Origin of the sequence: Streptomyces sp. NPDC058326 (genome assembly GCF_042879855.1) — a bacterium.
In the GTDB taxonomy this organism is placed as follows: domain Bacteria; phylum Actinomycetota; class Actinomycetes; order Streptomycetales; family Streptomycetaceae; genus Streptomyces.
In genome coordinates, this window is the sequence record NZ_JBHVZO010000006.1 from 94016 (window position 1) to 110747 (window position 16732).

The 16732-nt window shown below is 71.4% G+C and carries 17 protein-coding genes, 3 pseudogenes and 1 riboswitch; of the genes and pseudogenes, 11 read left to right on the forward strand and 9 right to left on the reverse strand.

Annotation, left to right across the window (positions count from 1 at the left end; all coding sequences use genetic code 11):
• Window positions 1-13: 13 nt before the first annotated feature.
• From ACFVYX_RS14265 to ACFVYX_RS14275, 3 genes and pseudogenes are all read left to right on the forward strand, one after another.
• On the forward strand, window positions 14-451 hold the full coding sequence (locus ACFVYX_RS14265) for a nitroreductase family deazaflavin-dependent oxidoreductase (RefSeq protein ID WP_389681633.1): 438 nt from the start codon (window positions 14-16) through the stop codon (window positions 449-451).
• A gap of 73 nt (window positions 452-524) precedes the next feature.
• A pseudogene (locus tag ACFVYX_RS14270) lies at window positions 525-615 on the forward strand (IS5/IS1182 family transposase); the annotation flags it as partial.
• Between the two features lie 281 nt (window positions 616-896).
• A complete protein-coding gene (locus ACFVYX_RS14275; RefSeq protein ID WP_389681841.1) occupies window positions 897-1217 on the forward strand; it encodes a hypothetical protein in 321 nt (106 codons plus the stop codon).
• A 319-nt stretch (window positions 1218-1536) separates the two neighbouring features.
• Here the strand turns inward: ACFVYX_RS14275 and ACFVYX_RS14280 are convergent, their stop codons facing one another.
• The gene (locus ACFVYX_RS14280; protein ID WP_389681634.1) at window positions 1537-2088 is read right to left on the reverse strand and encodes a hypothetical protein; all 552 of its coding nucleotides are present in this window, start codon (window positions 2086-2088) and stop codon (window positions 1537-1539) included.
• A gap of 77 nt (window positions 2089-2165) precedes the next feature.
• Between ACFVYX_RS14280 and ACFVYX_RS14285 the strand changes: the two are divergent.
• Window positions 2166-2669, forward strand: a pseudogene (locus tag ACFVYX_RS14285) (IS5 family transposase); the annotation flags it as partial.
• Window positions 2670-3034: 365 nt separating this feature from the next.
• Here the strand turns inward: ACFVYX_RS14285 and ACFVYX_RS14290 are convergent.
• Window positions 3035-3424 (reverse strand): transposase, encoded by a 390-nt coding sequence (locus tag ACFVYX_RS14290; RefSeq protein ID WP_389681635.1) that lies wholly within the window; start codon window positions 3422-3424, stop codon window positions 3035-3037.
• Window positions 3425-3430: 6 nt separating this feature from the next.
• Here ACFVYX_RS14290 and ACFVYX_RS14295 point away from each other — a divergent pair, with 6 nt between their 5' ends.
• Window positions 3431-3847, forward strand: coding sequence for a transposase (locus ACFVYX_RS14295; RefSeq protein WP_389681636.1), 417 nt, complete (start codon window positions 3431-3433; stop codon window positions 3845-3847).
• A gap of 74 nt (window positions 3848-3921) precedes the next feature.
• Here ACFVYX_RS14295 and ACFVYX_RS14300 read toward each other — a convergent pair.
• Window positions 3922-4662: pseudogene (locus tag ACFVYX_RS14300) on the reverse strand (transposase).
• A 69-nt stretch (window positions 4663-4731) separates the two neighbouring features.
• On the opposite strand from ACFVYX_RS14300, the gene ACFVYX_RS14305 reads away from it, so the two are divergent.
• Window positions 4732-5199: a hypothetical protein gene (locus ACFVYX_RS14305; protein WP_389681637.1), complete on the forward strand. Its 468-nt coding sequence runs from the start codon at window positions 4732-4734 to the stop codon at window positions 5197-5199.
• A gap of 181 nt (window positions 5200-5380) precedes the next feature.
• On the opposite strand, the gene ACFVYX_RS14310 is transcribed toward ACFVYX_RS14305, so the two are convergent.
• Window positions 5381-6337 carry a DMT family transporter gene (locus tag ACFVYX_RS14310; protein ID WP_389681638.1) on the reverse strand — a complete coding sequence of 319 codons (957 nt, stop codon included), beginning with the start codon at window positions 6335-6337 and terminating at the stop codon, window positions 5381-5383.
• 90 nt (window positions 6338-6427) lie between these two features.
• Here ACFVYX_RS14310 and ACFVYX_RS14315 point away from each other — a divergent pair, with 90 nt between their 5' ends.
• Window positions 6428-7306, forward strand: coding sequence for a LysR substrate-binding domain-containing protein (locus ACFVYX_RS14315; RefSeq protein ID WP_389681830.1), 879 nt, complete (start codon window positions 6428-6430; stop codon window positions 7304-7306).
• A gap of 101 nt (window positions 7307-7407) precedes the next feature.
• Here the strand turns inward: ACFVYX_RS14315 and ACFVYX_RS14320 are convergent, their stop codons facing one another.
• Window positions 7408-8034 carry a hypothetical protein gene (locus ACFVYX_RS14320; protein WP_389681639.1) on the reverse strand — a complete coding sequence of 209 codons (627 nt, stop codon included), beginning with the start codon at window positions 8032-8034 and terminating at the stop codon, window positions 7408-7410.
• Window positions 8035-8375: 341 nt separating this feature from the next.
• Window positions 8376-8559, forward strand: a riboswitch (cyclic di-AMP (ydaO/yuaA leader).
• A 4-nt stretch (window positions 8560-8563) separates the two neighbouring features.
• Here ACFVYX_RS14320 and ACFVYX_RS14325 point away from each other — a divergent pair.
• Window positions 8564-9436, forward strand: coding sequence for a transglycosylase SLT domain-containing protein (locus ACFVYX_RS14325; RefSeq protein WP_389681640.1), 873 nt, complete (start codon window positions 8564-8566; stop codon window positions 9434-9436).
• Here ACFVYX_RS14325 and ACFVYX_RS14330 read toward each other — a convergent pair.
• Window positions 9433-10716 carry a phosphoribosyltransferase family protein gene (locus tag ACFVYX_RS14330; protein WP_389681641.1) on the reverse strand — a complete coding sequence of 428 codons (1284 nt, stop codon included), beginning with the start codon at window positions 10714-10716 and terminating at the stop codon, window positions 9433-9435. The genes ACFVYX_RS14325 and ACFVYX_RS14330 overlap by 4 nt on opposite strands.
• A 128-nt stretch (window positions 10717-10844) precedes the next feature.
• Complete coding sequence (locus ACFVYX_RS14335) at window positions 10845-11609, reverse strand: alpha/beta fold hydrolase (RefSeq protein ID WP_389681642.1); 765 nt, start codon at window positions 11607-11609, stop codon at window positions 10845-10847.
• A gap of 156 nt (window positions 11610-11765) precedes the next feature.
• Here ACFVYX_RS14335 and ACFVYX_RS14340 point away from each other — a divergent pair, with 156 nt between their 5' ends.
• The 3 genes from ACFVYX_RS14340 (at window position 11766) to ACFVYX_RS14350 (ending at window position 15747) form a co-directional block, all read left to right on the forward strand.
• On the forward strand, window positions 11766-14390 hold the full coding sequence (locus ACFVYX_RS14340; RefSeq protein ID WP_389681643.1) for a SpoIIE family protein phosphatase: 2625 nt from the start codon (window positions 11766-11768) through the stop codon (window positions 14388-14390).
• Between the two features lie 112 nt (window positions 14391-14502).
• Complete coding sequence (locus ACFVYX_RS14345) at window positions 14503-14751, forward strand: type B 50S ribosomal protein L31 (RefSeq protein WP_389681644.1); 249 nt, start codon at window positions 14503-14505, stop codon at window positions 14749-14751.
• Window positions 14752-14910: 159 nt separating this feature from the next.
• Entirely contained in the window at window positions 14911-15747 is an 837-nt protein-coding gene (locus ACFVYX_RS14350) for an SDR family oxidoreductase (protein ID WP_389681645.1), read from the forward strand.
• 143 nt (window positions 15748-15890) lie between these two features.
• Here ACFVYX_RS14350 and ACFVYX_RS14355 read toward each other — a convergent pair whose 3' ends face one another.
• Window positions 15891-16388 (reverse strand): peptidylprolyl isomerase, encoded by a 498-nt coding sequence (locus ACFVYX_RS14355; protein ID WP_389681646.1) that lies wholly within the window; start codon window positions 16386-16388, stop codon window positions 15891-15893.
• A 125-nt stretch (window positions 16389-16513) separates the two neighbouring features.
• Window positions 16514-16729, reverse strand: a complete 216-nt coding sequence (locus tag ACFVYX_RS14360) for a hypothetical protein (RefSeq protein WP_389681647.1) — start codon at window positions 16727-16729, stop codon at window positions 16514-16516.
• Between the last annotated feature and the right edge of the window lie 3 nt (window positions 16730-16732).

Here is a 16732-nt window from a genome sequence, read left to right on the forward strand (position 1 = left end):
CGAAAGGACACTCATGCCCCTCGAAGGCGAGTACGAGCCCAGCCCGACGACGTGGGTGCGCGACCAGGTCGAGCTGTACGAGTCGTCCGGCGGCACCAAGGGCACGACGATGCGCGGGATGCCCGTCGTCCTGGTGACGAACGTCGGCGTGAAGAGCGGCAAGCTCCGCAAGACCCCGCTCATGCGGGTCGAGCACGAGGGTGCGTACGCGCTGGTCGCGTCGAACGGCGGGGCGGTCAAGCACCCCGTCTGGTACCACAACCTCGTCGCCTCGCCGCTCGTGGAACTCCGTGACGGCCCGCAGGTGTGGGACATGAAGGCCCGTCTGGTCACCGGCGAGGAGCGCCGGGCGTGGTGGGAACGATCCGTGGCGGCGTTCCCGGACTACGCCGACTACCAGCGGAAGACCGACCGCGAGATCCCGGTCTTCGTCGTCGAACGGGTCGACTAAAGCGTGTTGCAGAAGGCTGCCTCGCGGGCCATTCCCCTGTGAAGGTGGGCTGTTGAGGGGTGAGCCGTTATGGATGGAAACGTTCACGGGCCTGCGGATGAGGCAGTTCGAGCGGCTGTCTGAAGGTCGCCCGGGACCGGGGCGGTAACGGTCCTGGCGGCGGGGGACTTCCTCGGTGGCACGACTCCTGGACGGACCTGCCGAGGGTAAATTTCGGGCAGGGGAACACAGGATCCATGGGGGAAGCCGAATGCAGCACTTGGGGCCGCTGGAACTGGTCGGGGACCGATGGGTCATCGGGGACCCAAAGCGAAACGATGGGTCGTGCCTGGTGCTCGCCGCGGAAGGCATCGAGCACCACGTGCGGGGAGAGACGGACCCCCGGGACGTCGTCCCGTGGAGCAGCCTCCACACCGTTCGGCTGAGGACCACCATGAAGCCATGGATGGCCACCCGCACCGGGGGTGTCATCGTCGACGCAGGCGGCTACATGGACGGTGGCCGGGACGGCTGCTCCCTGTCCGGCATTCGTGACCGGTACAAGCCCTGGTCGGTGAATTACACGCACCACGACCGCACTTACACGTCCATGCACATGGCCCTGGTCATCGACCTGGTCGCGAAGATGTCCGATGCGAAGGCGCTGCACCGCCTCGGAGACCCGGAGTGGCTCAGCACAGCGGTCTCCCGGCTGGCACCAACGCCGCGGTGGACCCCCTTCCCGGCCCGCCGGGTGAGCGAAATCATCGAACTCCTCGGTACCTGAGTCTGCTTGCCCATGGCCTTGAGGGTCTTGGGGCGTTCGACGGTCTTGCCGACGTCGTAGCGGGGTGCACGGTGTCTGATCTTGGTGCCGGGTGGCCGTCCGGGGCCGCTGCCTCGCGGTTCGGGAACATCGCACCTCACGGCCTTCGTCGTGGTCACGTGCGCCTTGGTCGGAGCGCAGGATCAGACGAAGCCTGCCCCCAGGTGAGCTGCTCAGTTCGAGCCACCGCTCGAGGCTGGAAGACAACGAACAAGTTGAGGGCTGTCCCGCGAAGTTCTTGGCTCCGAGTGCGGAGCAGCCCGAAGAGCTGGCGGGGTGCTCAGCCCATGGTGCGTGAGGTGGCCAGGAACCGGGCGAAGTCGGCGAGCGCGTGGAAGTCGCTCTCCCGCAGGCCGATCCGCGGGTTGACGTGGTGCAGGAGCCCGGGCCCTCGGTGGTGGGCGGACACGTACGTCTGGTCCAGCTCGCTCTGCTCGTCGTCCACCCAGGCGAAAGGACGGCCCTGTGCGTAGTTCACCAGCGGTCCGGTCTTCCAGTGGACTCCATCGGGGCGCTCCTGGAGCAGGACATCGCCGAAGTCGACGAAGGGAAGTTCCGGAAGGCCGAGGACCGGTGCGATCCACCGGTTGGCGTCCTCCATCCATGTGGTGGCCCAGCACAGCTCGAAGCCGAGCTGGAGCAGGATTCGCCCGTGCTCTGGATTGAGCCAGACCCGCAGGGGGCGTCGTCGGGACGAGAGGCCCCTGACGTCCTCGTGGGCGTCGTTCCGGGGAACTCGGAGTGTGGTGTAGCCGTCGGGACGCCGCTCCGGCTTGGCTGCGTAAGGATTGAGTGGCCCGTCCACGTCGAGGAACAGCAGCGGTCGGTTCACGGATTCCCCTGGTCTTGCTCGCTGTGGACTGCCCCGATCAGCGTAGCTGTGGGATCGGCTCGGCATGGAGCCGGCCTGAACCCGCCGATCACGCACTCGGACGCTCCCGAGGCGGCCTGAGCACGAACATTCATATCGCCGCTGACGCTCAGGCACGGCCCCTCGCCGTCCATGTCACCGACGGACAGGCCGGCGACGCACCCGCCTTCGAAGCGGTCATGGCCCGCGTCAGAGTCCCGCGCACGGGGCTGGGCCGGCCACGAACCCGACCCGACGTCGTCCTTGCAGACAGGGCCTCCTCATCCCGGGCGACCCGCCGGCGTCTTCGCCGCCGAGGCATCCGGGCCGTCGTCCCGCAGCCCTCTGCCCAGATCGGACACCGCCTCCGGCGAGGCCGGGCCGGCGGTCGTCGGCCCGGCTTCGCCGCGCAGGCATACAAGCAACGCAACACCGTCGCCCGGTGCATCAGCCGTCTCAAGCAGCGGCGCGGCCTGGCCATGCCAACGGACAAGCTCGCCATCGCCTACGAGGGCGCACTCCACCTCGCAGCCATCTTGATCCGGATACGGGTCCAGGCCGCTTCATGTGGATCACTTCCCCTGGCCGGGGTTGTCGTTGATGATGTCCGTGTGACTCACCGCATCAGCGCTCTGATCTCGGCCTTCGGCGTCCTTGCCGGCATGATGCTGCTTGCTCATGCCATTCGTGAGTATCACCCTGGGGCATCGGTCCTCTGGATCGGGGCTGGAGCCGTGATCTTCCTCAGCGCTTCATACACGCTCGTACGGGACGTGCGGCGGCTCCGCACTGGGCCGACCGCCTGACCAGCAGCGCCGTTCCAACTTCAGGACAGGCTCGAACTGCGGGGAATCGCCCCGTTGCCCGGCCGTGATCACGATAGACATGGGCTTCTGGCCCTGCTCGACAGCCAGGTGCAGCGTCGTGCTCAGGCCGCCGCGCGAGCGCCCGAGCCCATGGTCGTCCGGCTCGACGGTGACGCCGCCGGGCGGTTCCTTCTGCAGCTCCCCCTTCTCCTCGCCCCGGCGGCGTGCTGGTGGGCCCGGCACACCGTGGAGTCGACGTTGATGTCCCAGGTGATCAGCTCTTTCGCGTCGGCCTGGGCCTGCAGCGCGGTGAAGATCCAAAACCAGGTGCCGTCCCGCTGCCACCGCCGGAACAGGTCGTACGCCCGGCCCCACAGCCCGTACTCGGCGGGGATCTCCCGCCACGGGATGCCGGTGCGAACCCGGAACCGTATCCCGTCGATCAGCTGCCGCCTGGCCCACATCGGCGGCCGACCAGGCTTCTTGCCCTTCGGCAACAGCGGTTCCAACACCGCCCATTGCCCACCCGTCAGCTGGTCTGGGCAGGTCCTGGGATCCCGCTCGCCGCTGCCCTGACCGGCGGCAACCGTGACGACGTCACCCAGCTGATCCCGCTGCTTCTGGCCGTACCGCCGGTGCGGGGCAAGCGCGGCCGGCCTCGGCGCCGCCCGGATGTGATCCTTGCGGACCGCGGCTACAACAAGTACCGCCGCCTCGTCTGGGATCTCGGCGTGAAGCCACTGATCACCCGTCGCGGCATCGAACACAGTTCCGCTCTGGGTGCCCAACGCTGGGGATTGGAGCGCGCGTTCGCTCATTTGCACTGGTTCCGCCGTCCATGGATCCGCTGGGAGATACGCGACGACATCCACGTCGCCTTCCTCACCCTCGGGTGCGCACTCAGCTGCCGGCGACGCTTGAACGCATTCCGATAGGAGCTCTAAGGGTTGTCCCGTAAATGATCTACGAGCTGCCTCAGGCGTCGTTGGCCGTTGTGGGGGCCGCTCGTCTACCCGGCGAGGGCAAGGTTGTGCATCCGGGCGATGCCGAGCATGGCGTGGTGAACTCCGTCGACTTTCAGGCGGCAGTCGCGAAGGATCTTCCAGGTCTTCATGCGCGCGAAGACGTGCTCGACGCAGGCCCGGACCTGCTTGTGGGACTTGTTGTGTGCTTCTTTCCAGTCCGCAAGGTCCTCGTCCTTGCGTCGGCGGTGGGGCATGGCGAGCCCGGTACCGTGATAGCCGCCGTCGGCGATCATGAGTGTTCTGCCGACGGCGGCTTTGGCGCCGGATTCCTCCCACGCCTCGCAGTCGTTGCGGTTTCCGGCGAGGGGACGGCCGACCACGACGACCAGGCGGGTGTCGGCGTCGATGACGACCTGGTGTTGGTCGAGTACCGGTAGTTCTTGGACTGCTCCGCCACCGTGTGGTCCCGGGTCGGGACCAGGGTGCCGTCCACGATGAGCACGGTGTCCTTGGAGAACCGCGTGCGGGGCTGGAGTGCGAGCATCGGCCCGAGGTGGTTGATGATGCGGTCCGCCGCCGACTTGGACACCCCGAACAACAGGGCGAGCTGGCGCAACGTCAGGTCCGTGCGCCAGTAAGCCGCGACCAGCAGAGCCCGGTCCTCCAGCGGAAGGCTCCACGGCCGGCCCTTACGGACTCGCATCCGCACCCTCACGCCGCAGCACGGTCACCAGCTTGCCGAACAGGCGCGGGCTCAGCCCGGTGAACGGGGCTGTCCAGGACAGGACCTACGCCGTGATCACAGCAGCCACTGCGATCGTCTCAGAGAGCGACGTCATCGGATGGTGATCGTCATGTCAGGTCAGATCTGGTTGTCCCTCATATCGTTGGGCGGCGTTGTCCTCGGCGGCATGTTGTCCTACCTCGTCCAGCACAGGACTCAGCGGTCAGCGGAACGCGCTGAACAGGAACGGCAGCAGATCGCGTTGTCAGAAACCCGGCGCGCGGAGCGGCTGTCACTGCTGGAGCGATTCATCGAGGTGTCGGCAGAGGCGGAACGCTGCGCGTACACCCGGCCTTCCGACTGGGAGGACACCGACGATTGGTACCTCACGACCCGGGATGTGATGTACCGCTTCTGGGTCGCGGACCGGCTCATCCGCATCCAGTTCCCCCCTGCCGTGCATGAAGCTGCACACGCACACTTCCTCGACCTCAACCGAACCGTGTGGGAAGGCTTGCCCGAAGACGAGAGCGTGCGGGACTACCTGGAGGGCAACCGATCGGCGTTTCTCGACACGGCTCGTGCCGTCATGGGGTAGCCCACCGCAGAGGTCCGGAAATCTTTTACGGGACAGCCCTTGGTCGTCGTGGTCGGCCGTCCGCCCGCCGGGAGCCGCAACGACCTAGGGCACGCGGGATGCGGATGCTGTCGAGGGCCTGGCCCAAGGCGGTGGCGTCGTTGGCGTTGCCGGGCGTGAGCGCTGCGGCCCCCCTATCGTGTCAGGGGGCCTGTCCTTCGGGCCGTGCCGGGCTCGCGGTGTGACCCGGAGGACAGGCCCCGGGCGTCACGCGCGCGCGGGCCCTCGGTTGTGCCCCGGCGAGCCGCCGTCTCGTGAGGCCCACTCCGACCAGGACGACCGCCATGCCCGCCACCACGCGTGCCGTCAGCGGCTCGTCGAGGACCAGTGCCCCCAGCGTCACGGACACCACCGGCAGGAGGTAGCCGACCGTTGCGGCGGCGGTCGGGCCCTCGTCGGCGATCATCCGGTAGTTCAGGTGGAAGGTGACTCCGGTGGCGAGGATCCCGAGGACGGCGACCGCGAGAACCCCCGCCCAGGTCACCGTCGTCGGTCCGCCGGCCGTCAGGGCGGGCGTGCTGAGGCCGGTCGCCGTCAGGAGCTGCGCGGCGGAGAGCGCCAGCGGGGCGGCGCCCTGGCCGGTGAGGCGGCGGGCCATGTACGCGAAGGCCACGGCGTAGCTCGCGGAGGCGCCGAGGAGTGCGAGGGCGCCCCAGCTCATCAGGCTGGAGCCGTGGCTCCAGGGCGCGAAGATCAGCAGGACTCCGGCGAAGCCGAGCGCGAGGCCGGCCGCGCGGGTGGCGCGCAGGGGGCGTTCGGATCCCAGGGCGAGTCCGACGAGGAGGGACCAGAGCGGGGTGGTGGCGTTGAGTACGCCCGCCACGCCGCTGTCCACGGTCTGCTCGCCGATCGAGAAGAGCAGGAACGGCAGCGCGTTGCAGAAGAAGGCGGCGACGACGAGCCGCCCCCAGGTCGTCCTGTCCCGTGGCAGCCGCTGGCCCGCCGCGTAGGCGAGCACGAGGAGGACCGTCGCGCCGAGCAGGCACCGTACGAAGGTGATCCACCCGGGAGTGAGGCCCTCGTCGAGGGAGATCTTGATCCAGAGGAAGCCGGAGCCCCAGAGCAGGGCCAGGACGCCCATGCGTGTCGCCGATGTCATGTCACCCACGGTCCCCCGCCCGATCTGACAGGACAAGCGAAGAATCATGGGGTCGCCGTTAAGCTCTGCTACATGCTCGATGTGAGACGCATGCAGGTGCTCCGGGCCGTCGTCAGCAGTGGCTCCGTCACGGCCGCTGCCGCGCACCTCGGTTACACCCCCTCCGCCGTCAGTCAGCAGATCGGCGTCCTGGAGAAGGAGGCCGGGATCGCGCTGCTCGAACGGTTCGGCCGGGGCGTGCGCCCGACCGCCGCCGGACGTCTCCTGACCGAGCACGCCGCCGCCATCGGCCGGCAGGTCGCCGAGGCCGAGACCGCCCTCGCCGATCTGCGGGCGGGCCGCACCGGACAGATCTCGGTCCACTACTTCGTCACGGCGGGCGCCGAGCTCGTCGCTCCCGCGCTGGCCCGATTCCGTGCCGAACACCCGGGCGTACGCGTGGAGTTGAGGATCGCCGACGGGGCGCCCGACGAGGAGGCGGACCTCACCCTGACCGTACGTCCCCGGGTCGGCGGCGCCGGCGCGTCCGGTGGCGGGCTCCGGCTGGTCCATCTGCTCGACGACCCCTACCGGGCCGTGCTGCCCAAGGGGCATCCGCTCGCCGGCCGCCGCACGGCCGTCGACCTGGCGGCGCTGGCCTCCGAACCCTGGGTCGGCAGCGAGCGACCGGGCCCGTGCCTCGACGCGGTCATGGAGGCATGCGCCGCGGCCGGGTTCACTCCGGACATCGCGGTGGAGTGCGAGGAGTACGCCACCGCGCAGGGCTTCGTCGCGGCGGGTCTCGGCGTCAGCCTGATCCCCTTGACGGCCTTGGGCAGCCGCCACCCGAACGTGACCGTCCGCAAGGTCCGCGGTCCGGAGCCGGTCCGTTCGATCCACGCGGCGGTACGCGAGTCCTCGCTCGCCCTGCCCGCCGTGCGCGGTCTCCTCACCGCACTTCAGGAGGTCGGGGCGAGGGCGGCACAGTGAGCGGCTCGCAGCTCATTGTTCTCCGCCCGGACCACATGTGATGGCTGCTCCTGGCGCACCTGAGCATCCATCACGTAGCCCGGCGGCACGACAGGCGGGCGTCAGTGGCCGGCGTGCGCGGCGCGGTGGATCGTGGCGTCGAGGAGGGCGAGGGCGTCGGCGGCGGTACGGCCGGGCGCCCTGTTCCAGGGCCCGATCAGGTCCCGCCATCCCCGTGACCGGAGTTCGGCCATGATCCACGCCGCCGCCTCGTTCATCGTGGTCGCGCTGCCGTAGCCGAGCCGGTGGGCGGCGAGGAGGGCGCCGCAGACGCACCGGGCGCCGCGGGCGTCGCGCAGCTTGTAGGGGGCGTTCTGCCAGCCCCACTCCGTCAGCACGAGGCGGGCGTAGCCGAGGTGGACCGAGGGGCGCAGCTCGGGCTGGCCGACGCGGCGCCAGGCGTGGAGCCGGTCGGGCAGTACGGCTCCGAGCCGTCCCGGGAGGCGGCGCTCGGCCGGAAGGGGCGGCGGCAGGGCGTCGAGCGCGTCGGCGACGAGCCGGTCCACCGGCACGGAGAGCAGGGCTCTCCATCTCTCGGTGTCCGGCGGGGCGTCGGGTGCGGGGGCGGTCGTGGGTGAAGCTGCGGCGGTCCAGTCCGTGACGATCCGCTGCCAGGTGGCGCTCTCGTAGAGGGCGGCGGCCTCACGGTCGAGGGTGTCGGGGGTGAGCAGGGAGGCGGAGGGCGACATCCGGGCGGCTCCTCGGTCGGGGTCACTCCATCGTTCAGGACGAATGTCGGCTTTGCGACGTATGCCCTTGAGTACACCCCGACCGACGGGCACTTTCCAACACACTCTTCTATTAAGAGAATTAAGGGCCATATACGGACATTGAACGCCTGGTGATGCGACTCACTTTTCCCAGCACTCGCCCGCTCCCCGAGCCGGCGCATGCCGCGCCGCACAAGGAAGTTCGGCGGGCCGGAGAAACGGTCGATCTTGAATTCGATGAATTCTGTGATCCATTCACCGAGCAGAGACATCCACACCCCTTGTTCTCTCCGGCACGACTGGCCTACGGTCACCTCCATTCGAGCGGATCGCCGAATCCTGCCACCGCTCGGAATACCTCCCTTTCACCCGACGGCAGGAGCGGGGGACCCACGAATACGCCGGCCCGGAATCCGGAACGGCTCGGGGTGAAGCCGCGTGCGCGCGGCCGGACATCTCCAGTCCGAACCCGACAGCTCACCCCGAAGGCGCCGGAGAGGAATCCGTCATGCCTGCACACGGTAAGCACCGCCGCCCCCGACGCCACTCCGTCTCGCGTGGAATCGCGCTGGTCGGAACGGGTGGGGCAGCCCTCGCCCTGCCGCTCATCGCCCCCGCCGCAGCCGGCGCCGCGACCGTATCCGGAGCCCCGGAAGTCGCTGCCCGGCCCCTCGCCGCCCCCGCCGCGGCGGCCACGGCCAAGGCTCCCGCCGCCCCGGCCGCCGCCCGGACCTACACCGTCGCCAGCGGTGACTCGCTTTCCCTGATCGCCCAGAAGAAGGGAATTCAGGGCGGCTGGAAGAGCCTTTACCAGGCCAACAAGACCACTGTGGGTGACAACCCGTCACTTATTCACCCGGGCCTTGAACTGACGCTCGGTCGGAATTCCGTGAAGGCGACCCCCGCGCAGCCGAAGAAGTCCGGTTCGGCCGAACGGGCGAGCCGTTCCGAGCGCCGGGCGGCCGCCCCGGCCGTCGCCAAGGGCACCGGAGCCTCCGCCGCGCAGGCCGCTCCCGCCGCCGCTCCGGTCCAGGCCGCCCCGGCCGCCGCCACCCAGTACGCGAACAACCTCGACGGCTGGATCCGGGAGTCGCTGGACATCATGGCCCGGCACGGTATCCCCGGTTCCTACGACGGGATCCTCCGCAACGTCATGCGCGAGTCGTCCGGCAACCCCCAGGCCATCAACCTCTGGGACTCCAACGCGGTGAAGGGCACCCCCTCGAAGGGGCTCCTCCAGGTGATCCAGCCGACCTTCGACACCTACCACGTGCCGGGCACGTCCACGGATCTGTTCGACCCGGTCGCCAACATCACCGCCGCCTGCAACTACGCGGCCGCCCGCTACGGGTCCATCGACAACGTCAACGGTCCCTACTAGTCACGGAAGTGCCGGGTGAACCAGGAGGCGGCGAGCTCCGCCACCTCCTCCAGGGCACCCGGTTCCTCGAAGAGATGGGTGGCGCCCTCCACGACGGCCAGCCGGTTCTCGCAGCGCAGCCGGGAACCGGCCCGCCGGTTGAGGTCGAGGACCAGCTCGTCCCGGCCGCCCACGATGAGCAGCGTCGGGGCCCTGACCCGGGCCAGGTGGTCGGCCGCGAGGTCGGGTCTGCCACCGCGTGAGACGACGGCGGCCACCGGGGACGCGGGGTCGCCCGCCGCCCACAACGCGGCGGCGGCTCCCGTACTCGCGCCGAAGTAGCCGAGCGGAAGGCCGCCGCCCTCGGGCCGCTGGGCGAGCCACTGGGTGGCGCCGGCGAGCCGGCCTGCGAGCAGCGGTGTGTCGAAGACACGGGCCCGGTCCCCCGCCTCTGCCTCGGTGAGCAGGTCGAAGAGGAGCGTTCCGAGGCCCGCCCGGTTGAGCGCCGCCGCGACCGCCCGGTTGCGGGGGCTGTGCCGGCTGCTGCCGCTGCCGTGGGCGAACAGCACGATCCCCGCGGCCCCCTCGGGCACCGCGACCCGTCCGGTGAGCGTGGCCCCGGCGGCGGGGATCCGTACGTCAGCGTCATGGACGACCGGGCCGTGGGCGGCGCGGTTCCGGTCCAGGCAGGCGATGACCTCGGAGTCCGGGGTCTGGGTGAAGTCCCGGTAGAACTGCCCGATCGCGTAGAACTGCTCCGGAGTGCGGACGCTCACCGTCTCGTCGGCCTCGCCGCCGAGACGGGCCGTCCAGTCCGGCGGTGCCACCGGCACGGCGAGCACGATCCGGGCGGCGCCCCGCGCGCGTACCACCCGGCAGGCCGCCAGGGCCGTGGCGCCGGTGGCGAGGCCGTCGTCGACGACGAGTACCGTCCGGCCCTCCAGGGGCACGGACGGCCTGCTGCCCCGGTAGCGCCGGGCCCGGTGATCGAGCTCGGCGAGCTCGCGCTTCTCGACGGCGGCGAGATCGCGCTCGTCCGCGCCGGTCTCCCGCAGCACCCGCTCGTTGAGCACCCGTACACCGCCCTCGCCGAGCGCGCCCATCGCGAGCTCCGGCTGACGGGGCAGGCCCAGCTTCCGTACGAGACAGATGTCGAGCGGAGCGTCGAGGGCGTCGGCGACCTCCGCGGCCACCGGCACGCCACCGCGCGGCAGACCGAGCACCACGACGTCACGGTCCTTGAACCGGCCGAGCCTGGTGGCGAGCTGCCGGCCCGCGTCGATCCGGTCGCTGAAGTACATGACCGCCGCCCTTCCGCCTGTGCGGCTCCGGGCGCGGGAGGAGCGGGGTGCCCGTCCCCTGCCCGTGTCTCCAGGGTAGAGGCGTCCGAGGGGGGCGGGTCGGGACGGCGGGAGGGCGCCTCGGCCCCTCAGGCCGCGAGGAAGGCCTCGATGGCCTCCGCGAGGGCCCCCGGGGTCTCCTCCGGCGCGTAGTGGCCGGCGTCCTTGAGGACTTCGAGGCGGGCGTTCGGGTACCAGCGCAGCCAGGTGGCCTCCATCGCCTCGGTGCCGAGCGCGGGGTCGTGGGCGCCGACGACGAGCAGGACGGGTGTGGGGTTGTCGCGGACGCGCTCGTGGAAGTCGGTGCGGGACCAGGAGTCCAGGTAGGCGCGGAACGCCGTCGCGGAGGAGCGCCGGACGGATCGCTCGACGAGGCTGCTCAGCCAGGCGTCGTCGTACCGGCCGCCGGTGGTGTTGTCGATGATCGCGCGCCGGTTCGCCGGTGCGTCGGCTGCTCCGGCGAAGAGCTCCCAGGTCTCGCCGTCGAGGGGGAAACCGGCCGCCGAGACGGGCGAGATGCCGATGATCGAGCGGACGCGGTCGGGGGCGTCGAGGAGCATCAGCTGGGCCGCCTTGCCGCCCATCGAGTGGCCGATGACGGAGAAGGAGTCCCAGCCGAGATCGTCGGCGACCGCGAGGGCGTCGGCCGCGACCTCCTCCATCGTGTACGCGCCCGTGCGGTCGAGCGCCTCGCCGTAGCCGCGGCAGTCGAGGAACGCGTAGGAGCCTTCGGCGTCGTCGAGATGGGCGCGGAGCGGAGCGAAGCTGGTGCGGTCACCGAACCAGTTGTGCAGCACGAGGGCCCGCCGGGGGCCGTCGCCCTGTACGTCGTACGGAAGAACGCGGTCCGTCATCGTGCCCCCTGGTCGCGAGGTGGTGGTGCGCCGCGCGCCTGCGGCGCGGTCGACGACCGAGTGTGACGGTGCGGGCGCGGGCGGTCAACACCTCGGGAGGGGCGGAGCCGCCCCGCCGGGATGCACGGCGTTTCGGGTGGGGGGCATGCTGTCTGTGTGACCTCGCACGGCACGACCGGCCCCGGCCCGGCTGGCGGAACCGGGCGTCCGTCCGGGAACGGCGCTGCCGACGGGCCTGCTTCCGGCGCGCTGACCTGGGCTCTCGCCGAGTCGGCGCTGCGGACCGTCGAGGAGGTCGGCGGCTACGCGGGCGGGGTGTACCTGCGATCCGGGACGACGGGGCTGCTGAAGCTCGCGGTCCTGGTCGGGCTGCCGGGGCCCCTCTTCCGCCCCTGGTGGCGGATGCACGAGAACCGGCCCTTCCCCGTGGCGGAAGTACACCGTTCGGGCCAGTCCGTCCACCTCGCCGACGTCGAGGAGGCGATGCGGCGGTTCCCCCAGCTGGTGGCGAGCCTGCCGTTCCCCTTCGCCTCGCTGTACGCCCCGGTCGTCGCCGCCCGTGAGCGGTTCGGCGTCCTGGTGGCCCTGCGGGCACCGACCCCCGGGGTGCCGGTGGACGCGCGGGACCGGAGCCGGATGACCCGGGGGGCGCTCCGCCTCGGGGAGGCGCTGGCCGGTCTGACCCGCCGGGGGACGGTGGTCGAGTGGCCGGGCGACCCGGTGTGTGTGCAGCTGTCCACGGCGGGCGCGCCTCCGGTCCGGTTCGGTTCCTTCGACTGGGACCTGCGGACGGGCACGGTCACGATGGACGCCGGGCTCCTGGAGATCCTGGGCGCTGAGGTGACCTCGCCCTGCTCGATCGAGTCGCTGACGTCGCTCCTGGAGCCGGAGGACGGGTACGCGCTGTGGGCGGCTGCCCGGCAGGCGACGGGGACGGACGGGCGGCCCGCAGTGCGCAGGTTCCGGCTGAGGGGTCCGGACGGCGGACTGCATCTGTTGGAGGTCTCCACGCGGGCGCGTACGGGCCCGCCGCCGGGGACAGCGAGCGACGCGTACCCCGAGCCCAACGCGGCCGACGGGACGAGCGAGGCCCGTGGGGCGGGCGGGGCCGGCGGTGGCAGCGACGGCGTCGAGGGCACCGGCGCCGTACGGCTTCTGTGCACCCTCGTCGACCTCGGCACCGGGCTGATCGGCTCGGACGCCACGGACCGGCTGCCCCGGGCCATCCTGGCGATCGACCGCCTGGGACGCGTCACGTACGTCAACGAGCGCACCGAGCGGCTGCTCGGCCGTCCCCGGGCCGCTCTGGCGGGGCGGACGCTGTGGGAGGCGCTCCCCTGGTTCGGCCTTCCGTTCCACGAGGAGCAGCTGCGCGCCGCCCTCGTCGGCGGTGAGCCGGTGCGCTTCGTGGCCCGCCCGGCGCCGGGCCGGTGGCTGTCGGTCTCGCTGCACCCGGGGCGGGACGGGGTGACGATGGTGCTCGTCCCCGAGGAGGACCCGGCGCGGCTCACGCCGGGAACCGACGGGGGGAAGGGCAGGGAGGACACGCTCTCCCTGCCGGGGGACAGGGTGACGACCCCGTACCGGCCGGTCGCCCTCGCCATCGCGCTCTCCGAGGCCGTGACGGCACGCCAGGTGTCGGCGGTGGTGACGGAGGAGCTGCTTCCGGCGTTCGGCGGGCGTCAGCTGGCCATCTACCTGCTGAGCGACCGGCGTCTCTACCTCGCCTGGGAGACGGGTTTCCCGCCGGGGTTCCTCGAATCCTTCGACGGTGTGGCCCTGGACGCCCGGTTGCCCGGGGTGGAGACGCTGACCACGGGCAGGCCGCTGTTCTTCGAGTCCATGGAGCAGCTGGGCCGGACGTATCCCGGGCTCCCGCTGGACGCGCACACGGGGGCGCGGGCGTTCCTGCCGCTGATCGCCTCGGGCCGGCCGGTGGGCTCCTGCATCCTGGGCTTCGACAGGCCGCGTGGGTTCAGCGCGGAGGAGCGGACCGTCCTCACGGCGCTCGCGGGACTCATCGCGCAGGCCTTGGAGCGGGCGCAGCGGTACGACTCGGAGTCGGCGGTCGCGCGGGGCCTCCAGGACGCGCTGCTGCCGCACCGGCTGCCGGTGCGGGAGGGTGTGGACACGGTGGGCCGCTATCTGCCGGGCACTCAGGGCATGGACGTCGGCGGCGACTGGTACGACGTGATCGAGGCGGGGCAAGGACGCCTGGCGCTGGTGATCGGGGACGTGCAGGGACACGGTGTGGCGGCCGCGGCCACGATGGGGCAGCTGCGCAGCGCGGTGCGGGCGTTCGCTCTGGGCGGTCATCGGCCGCAGGACGTGATGCGCGGGACCAACCGACTCCTCATCGACCTGGATCCTGGGCAGTTCGCGAGCTGTTGCTACGTACTCCTCGACCCGGACACGGGTGACATGCGGGCGGTACGGGCCGGGCATCCGCAGCCGCTGCTGCTGCGGCCGGACGGGACGGCGGAGCCGGTGGACCTTGCGGGCGGCGTGGTCCTCGGGGTCGACGACCGCGCGTCGTATCCGGTGACGCGGCTGCGGCTGGCTCCCGGTGCGGTGCTGGCGCTCTTCACGGACGGTCTGGTGGAGCGGCCGGGCCGGGACATCGACGAGGGGATCGAGCGGCTGCGCCTGGCTCTGGCCGCTGCCTGTTCGCTGCCGCTCGCGGAGACGGCCGACCGGGTGATCCGGGAGGCCCGGCAGGCCACGGCCCGCCCGGACGACATCGCCCTGCTGCTCGCGGCGCGGTGGCCCAGGCACGGCTGAGGGTCACCCGGTCGGGCCCGTGTCGCTGGTCGGCTCCCGTGTGCCCGGGGAGGCTGGGGGTGCCCGTGCCGATCAGGCCGGACGAGTCAGGGCGTCAGCCCGAGGAGGACACGTGCAGCAGGACAAGCAGCCCGAGTACGGCCCGGTGGTCTTCCGTGACCGCTCGGCCGGGTACGCCTTTCTGACCCGGTCCACCGCGACCAGCGACCGGACCATCGAGTGGGACGACGGCCACACGTATCCCGTGATCGACGTCGAGATCTCCTCCGAGAGCCACCCGTTCTACACGGGCAAGGCGCGGACGGTGGACTCCGAGGGCCGGATCGCCAAGTTCGAGCGGCGGTTCGGCGAGACGGGCTGAACCTCCGGGGTTCGGCCGCTCTTTTCCGGCCCGCTCGCCCATCCGGCGGATCCCGCCGGTGAAACTGGCCGGAGGATGGCCAGTTCGCCTTCCAGGCTGAGGTCACGAGGACGGCGGAGCGCTCACGCTCCGCCGCGGACTCCCTGGAGGGGAACTGCTGTGATCGTGGTGACCGGAGCGACCGGAAACGTCGGACGACCGCTGGTGGAGCTGCTGGCGGCGGCCGGTGAGAAGGTGACGGCGGTGAGCCGCCGCCCGGCCGGCGGGCTGCCGGCGGGGGTGACGCACCGACAGGGCGACCTGGCCGATGTGAACGGCCTCAAGGGGCTGTTCGAGGGGGCGGAGGCGGTGTACCTGCTCGTCGCGGGCCTCGGGGACGACCTGCGTCCTCGGGAGATCGTGGCGGCGGCGGTGGCCGCCGGTGTGCGGCGGATCGTGTTCCAGTCCTCGCAGCTGGTGGGGACGCGCACCGATTCCGTGTCGCACGAGATCCTGCGCCGGTTCGAGACGGCGGTGCGGGAGTCGGGGGTCGACTGGACGGTCCTGCGGCCGGGCGGTTTCGCCTCGAACGCCTTCCTCTGGGCCGAGCAGGTGCGTTCGGCCCGTACGGTGGCGGCCCCCTTCGCGGATGTGGCGCTGCCGGTGGTGGATCCCGAGGACATCGCGGGGGTGGCGGCGGAGGCGCTGCGGGACCCGGCGCACGGGGGACGGACGTACGTCCTGACCGGGCCGGTGGCGGTGTCGCCGCGCGAACAGGTCGAGGCCCTCGCGGGCGTCGTGGGTGGCCCGGTCGGGTTCGTGGCGCTGAGCGCGGGCGAGGCCAGGTCCCGGATGGCGCGGTTCCTGCCGGAGGAGGCCGTCGACGGGATGCTGTCCGTGATGGGCGCGCCCCGTGCGGAGGAGCAGCGGGTGAGCCCGGACGTGGAGCGTGTCCTGGGACGTGCACCGCGCCCCTTCTCGGCGTGGGCGGAGCGCAACGCGCCGGCCTTCGTCTGAGGAACGTCTCCGAGAGCCGCCGCGGGTCTGCCAGGAACCGACGGGCGGGGCGGGACGCACGTCACGCGGACGGCGTTCCCCGCCCCGGGCCGGGGTGGTCGAGCGAGGGCGCCGGGCGCCCTCCGCTCAGCTCGGGAAGGCGATCAGGCCTTCACGATGCCGGACTCGGCGACCTTGATGCTGGCGCTGGTGGCGCCGGAGCGGGAGCCGAGGCCCTCGATCTTCTTGACCAGGTCCTGGCCGTCGACGACCTCGCCGAAGACGACGTGCTTGCCGTCGAGCCAGTCGGTGACGATCGTGGTGATGAAGAACTGCGAGCCGTTGCTGTTCGGGCCGGCGTTGGCCATCGAGAGCAGGAACGGGCGGTCGTGCTTCAGCTTGAAGTTCTCGTCGGCGAACTTCTCGCCGTAGATGCTCTTGCCGCCGGTGCCGTTGCCGCGGGTGAAGTCGCCGCCCTGCAGCATGAACTGCGGGATGACGCGGTGGAACGGGGAGCCCGCGTAGCCGAAGCCGTGCTGGCCGGTGCAGAGCTCACGGAAGTTCCGCGCCGTCTCCGGGACGACGTCGTCGAACAGCTTGAAGGTGATGCGGCCCGCGGGCTCGTCGTTGATGGTGATGTCGAAGTAAACGTTCTCGCTCATGGGGACATCCTGTCATTACCCGCGCACGGCGCGCGCACGGGCTGCCTCCTCCCGTGTCACGGCACGCCGGTGCCCCGCGGCCGTCAGGGCGCGGGGCACCGGTCGACGCGTGGGGCGGGTGGTCCTCAGAGCACCCCGCCGGCGCCGGGGGCGGGGAGGGTGCCTTCGGCGCTCTCGACGGTGTCGTGGAGGACGGTGCCGACGGCCTGGTCCTCCTGGAGGAGGCCGGTGGCGCCGCCCAGGGGACTTTCGGTCGCGTTCGCCTGCGGCGGAGGGGTGACGAGGGCGGTGACGACGCCTGCGGCGAGGGAGGCGATGGCGAGCATGCTGCGCTTCTTCATGCC

What these genes read in the sequence shown, in the direction of transcription:
- ACFVYX_RS14265 (WP_389681633.1), top strand. Translation starts at nt 14, where the DNA reads ATGCCCCTCGAAGGCGAGTACGAGCCCAGCCCGACGACGTGGGTGCGC.
- ACFVYX_RS14275 (WP_389681841.1), top strand. Translation starts at nt 897, where the DNA reads ATGGCCACCCGCACCGGGGGTGTCATCGTCGACGCAGGCGGCTACATG.
- ACFVYX_RS14305 (WP_389681637.1), top strand. Translation starts at nt 4,732, where the DNA reads ATGTCAGGTCAGATCTGGTTGTCCCTCATATCGTTGGGCGGCGTTGTC.
- ACFVYX_RS14310 (WP_389681638.1), bottom strand. Translation starts at nt 6,337, where the DNA reads ATGACATCGGCGACACGCATGGGCGTCCTGGCCCTGCTCTGGGGCTCC.
- ACFVYX_RS14315 (WP_389681830.1), top strand. Translation starts at nt 6,428, where the DNA reads ATGCAGGTGCTCCGGGCCGTCGTCAGCAGTGGCTCCGTCACGGCCGCT.
- ACFVYX_RS14320 (WP_389681639.1), bottom strand. Translation starts at nt 8,034, where the DNA reads ATGTCGCCCTCCGCCTCCCTGCTCACCCCCGACACCCTCGACCGTGAG.
- ACFVYX_RS14325 (WP_389681640.1), top strand. Translation starts at nt 8,564, where the DNA reads ATGCCTGCACACGGTAAGCACCGCCGCCCCCGACGCCACTCCGTCTCG.
- ACFVYX_RS14330 (WP_389681641.1), bottom strand. Translation starts at nt 10,716, where the DNA reads ATGTACTTCAGCGACCGGATCGACGCGGGCCGGCAGCTCGCCACCAGG.
- ACFVYX_RS14335 (WP_389681642.1), bottom strand. Translation starts at nt 11,609, where the DNA reads ATGACGGACCGCGTTCTTCCGTACGACGTACAGGGCGACGGCCCCCGG.
- ACFVYX_RS14355 (WP_389681646.1), bottom strand. Translation starts at nt 16,388, where the DNA reads ATGAGCGAGAACGTTTACTTCGACATCACCATCAACGACGAGCCCGCG.
- ACFVYX_RS14360 (WP_389681647.1), bottom strand. Translation starts at nt 16,729, where the DNA reads ATGAAGAAGCGCAGCATGCTCGCCATCGCCTCCCTCGCCGCAGGCGTC.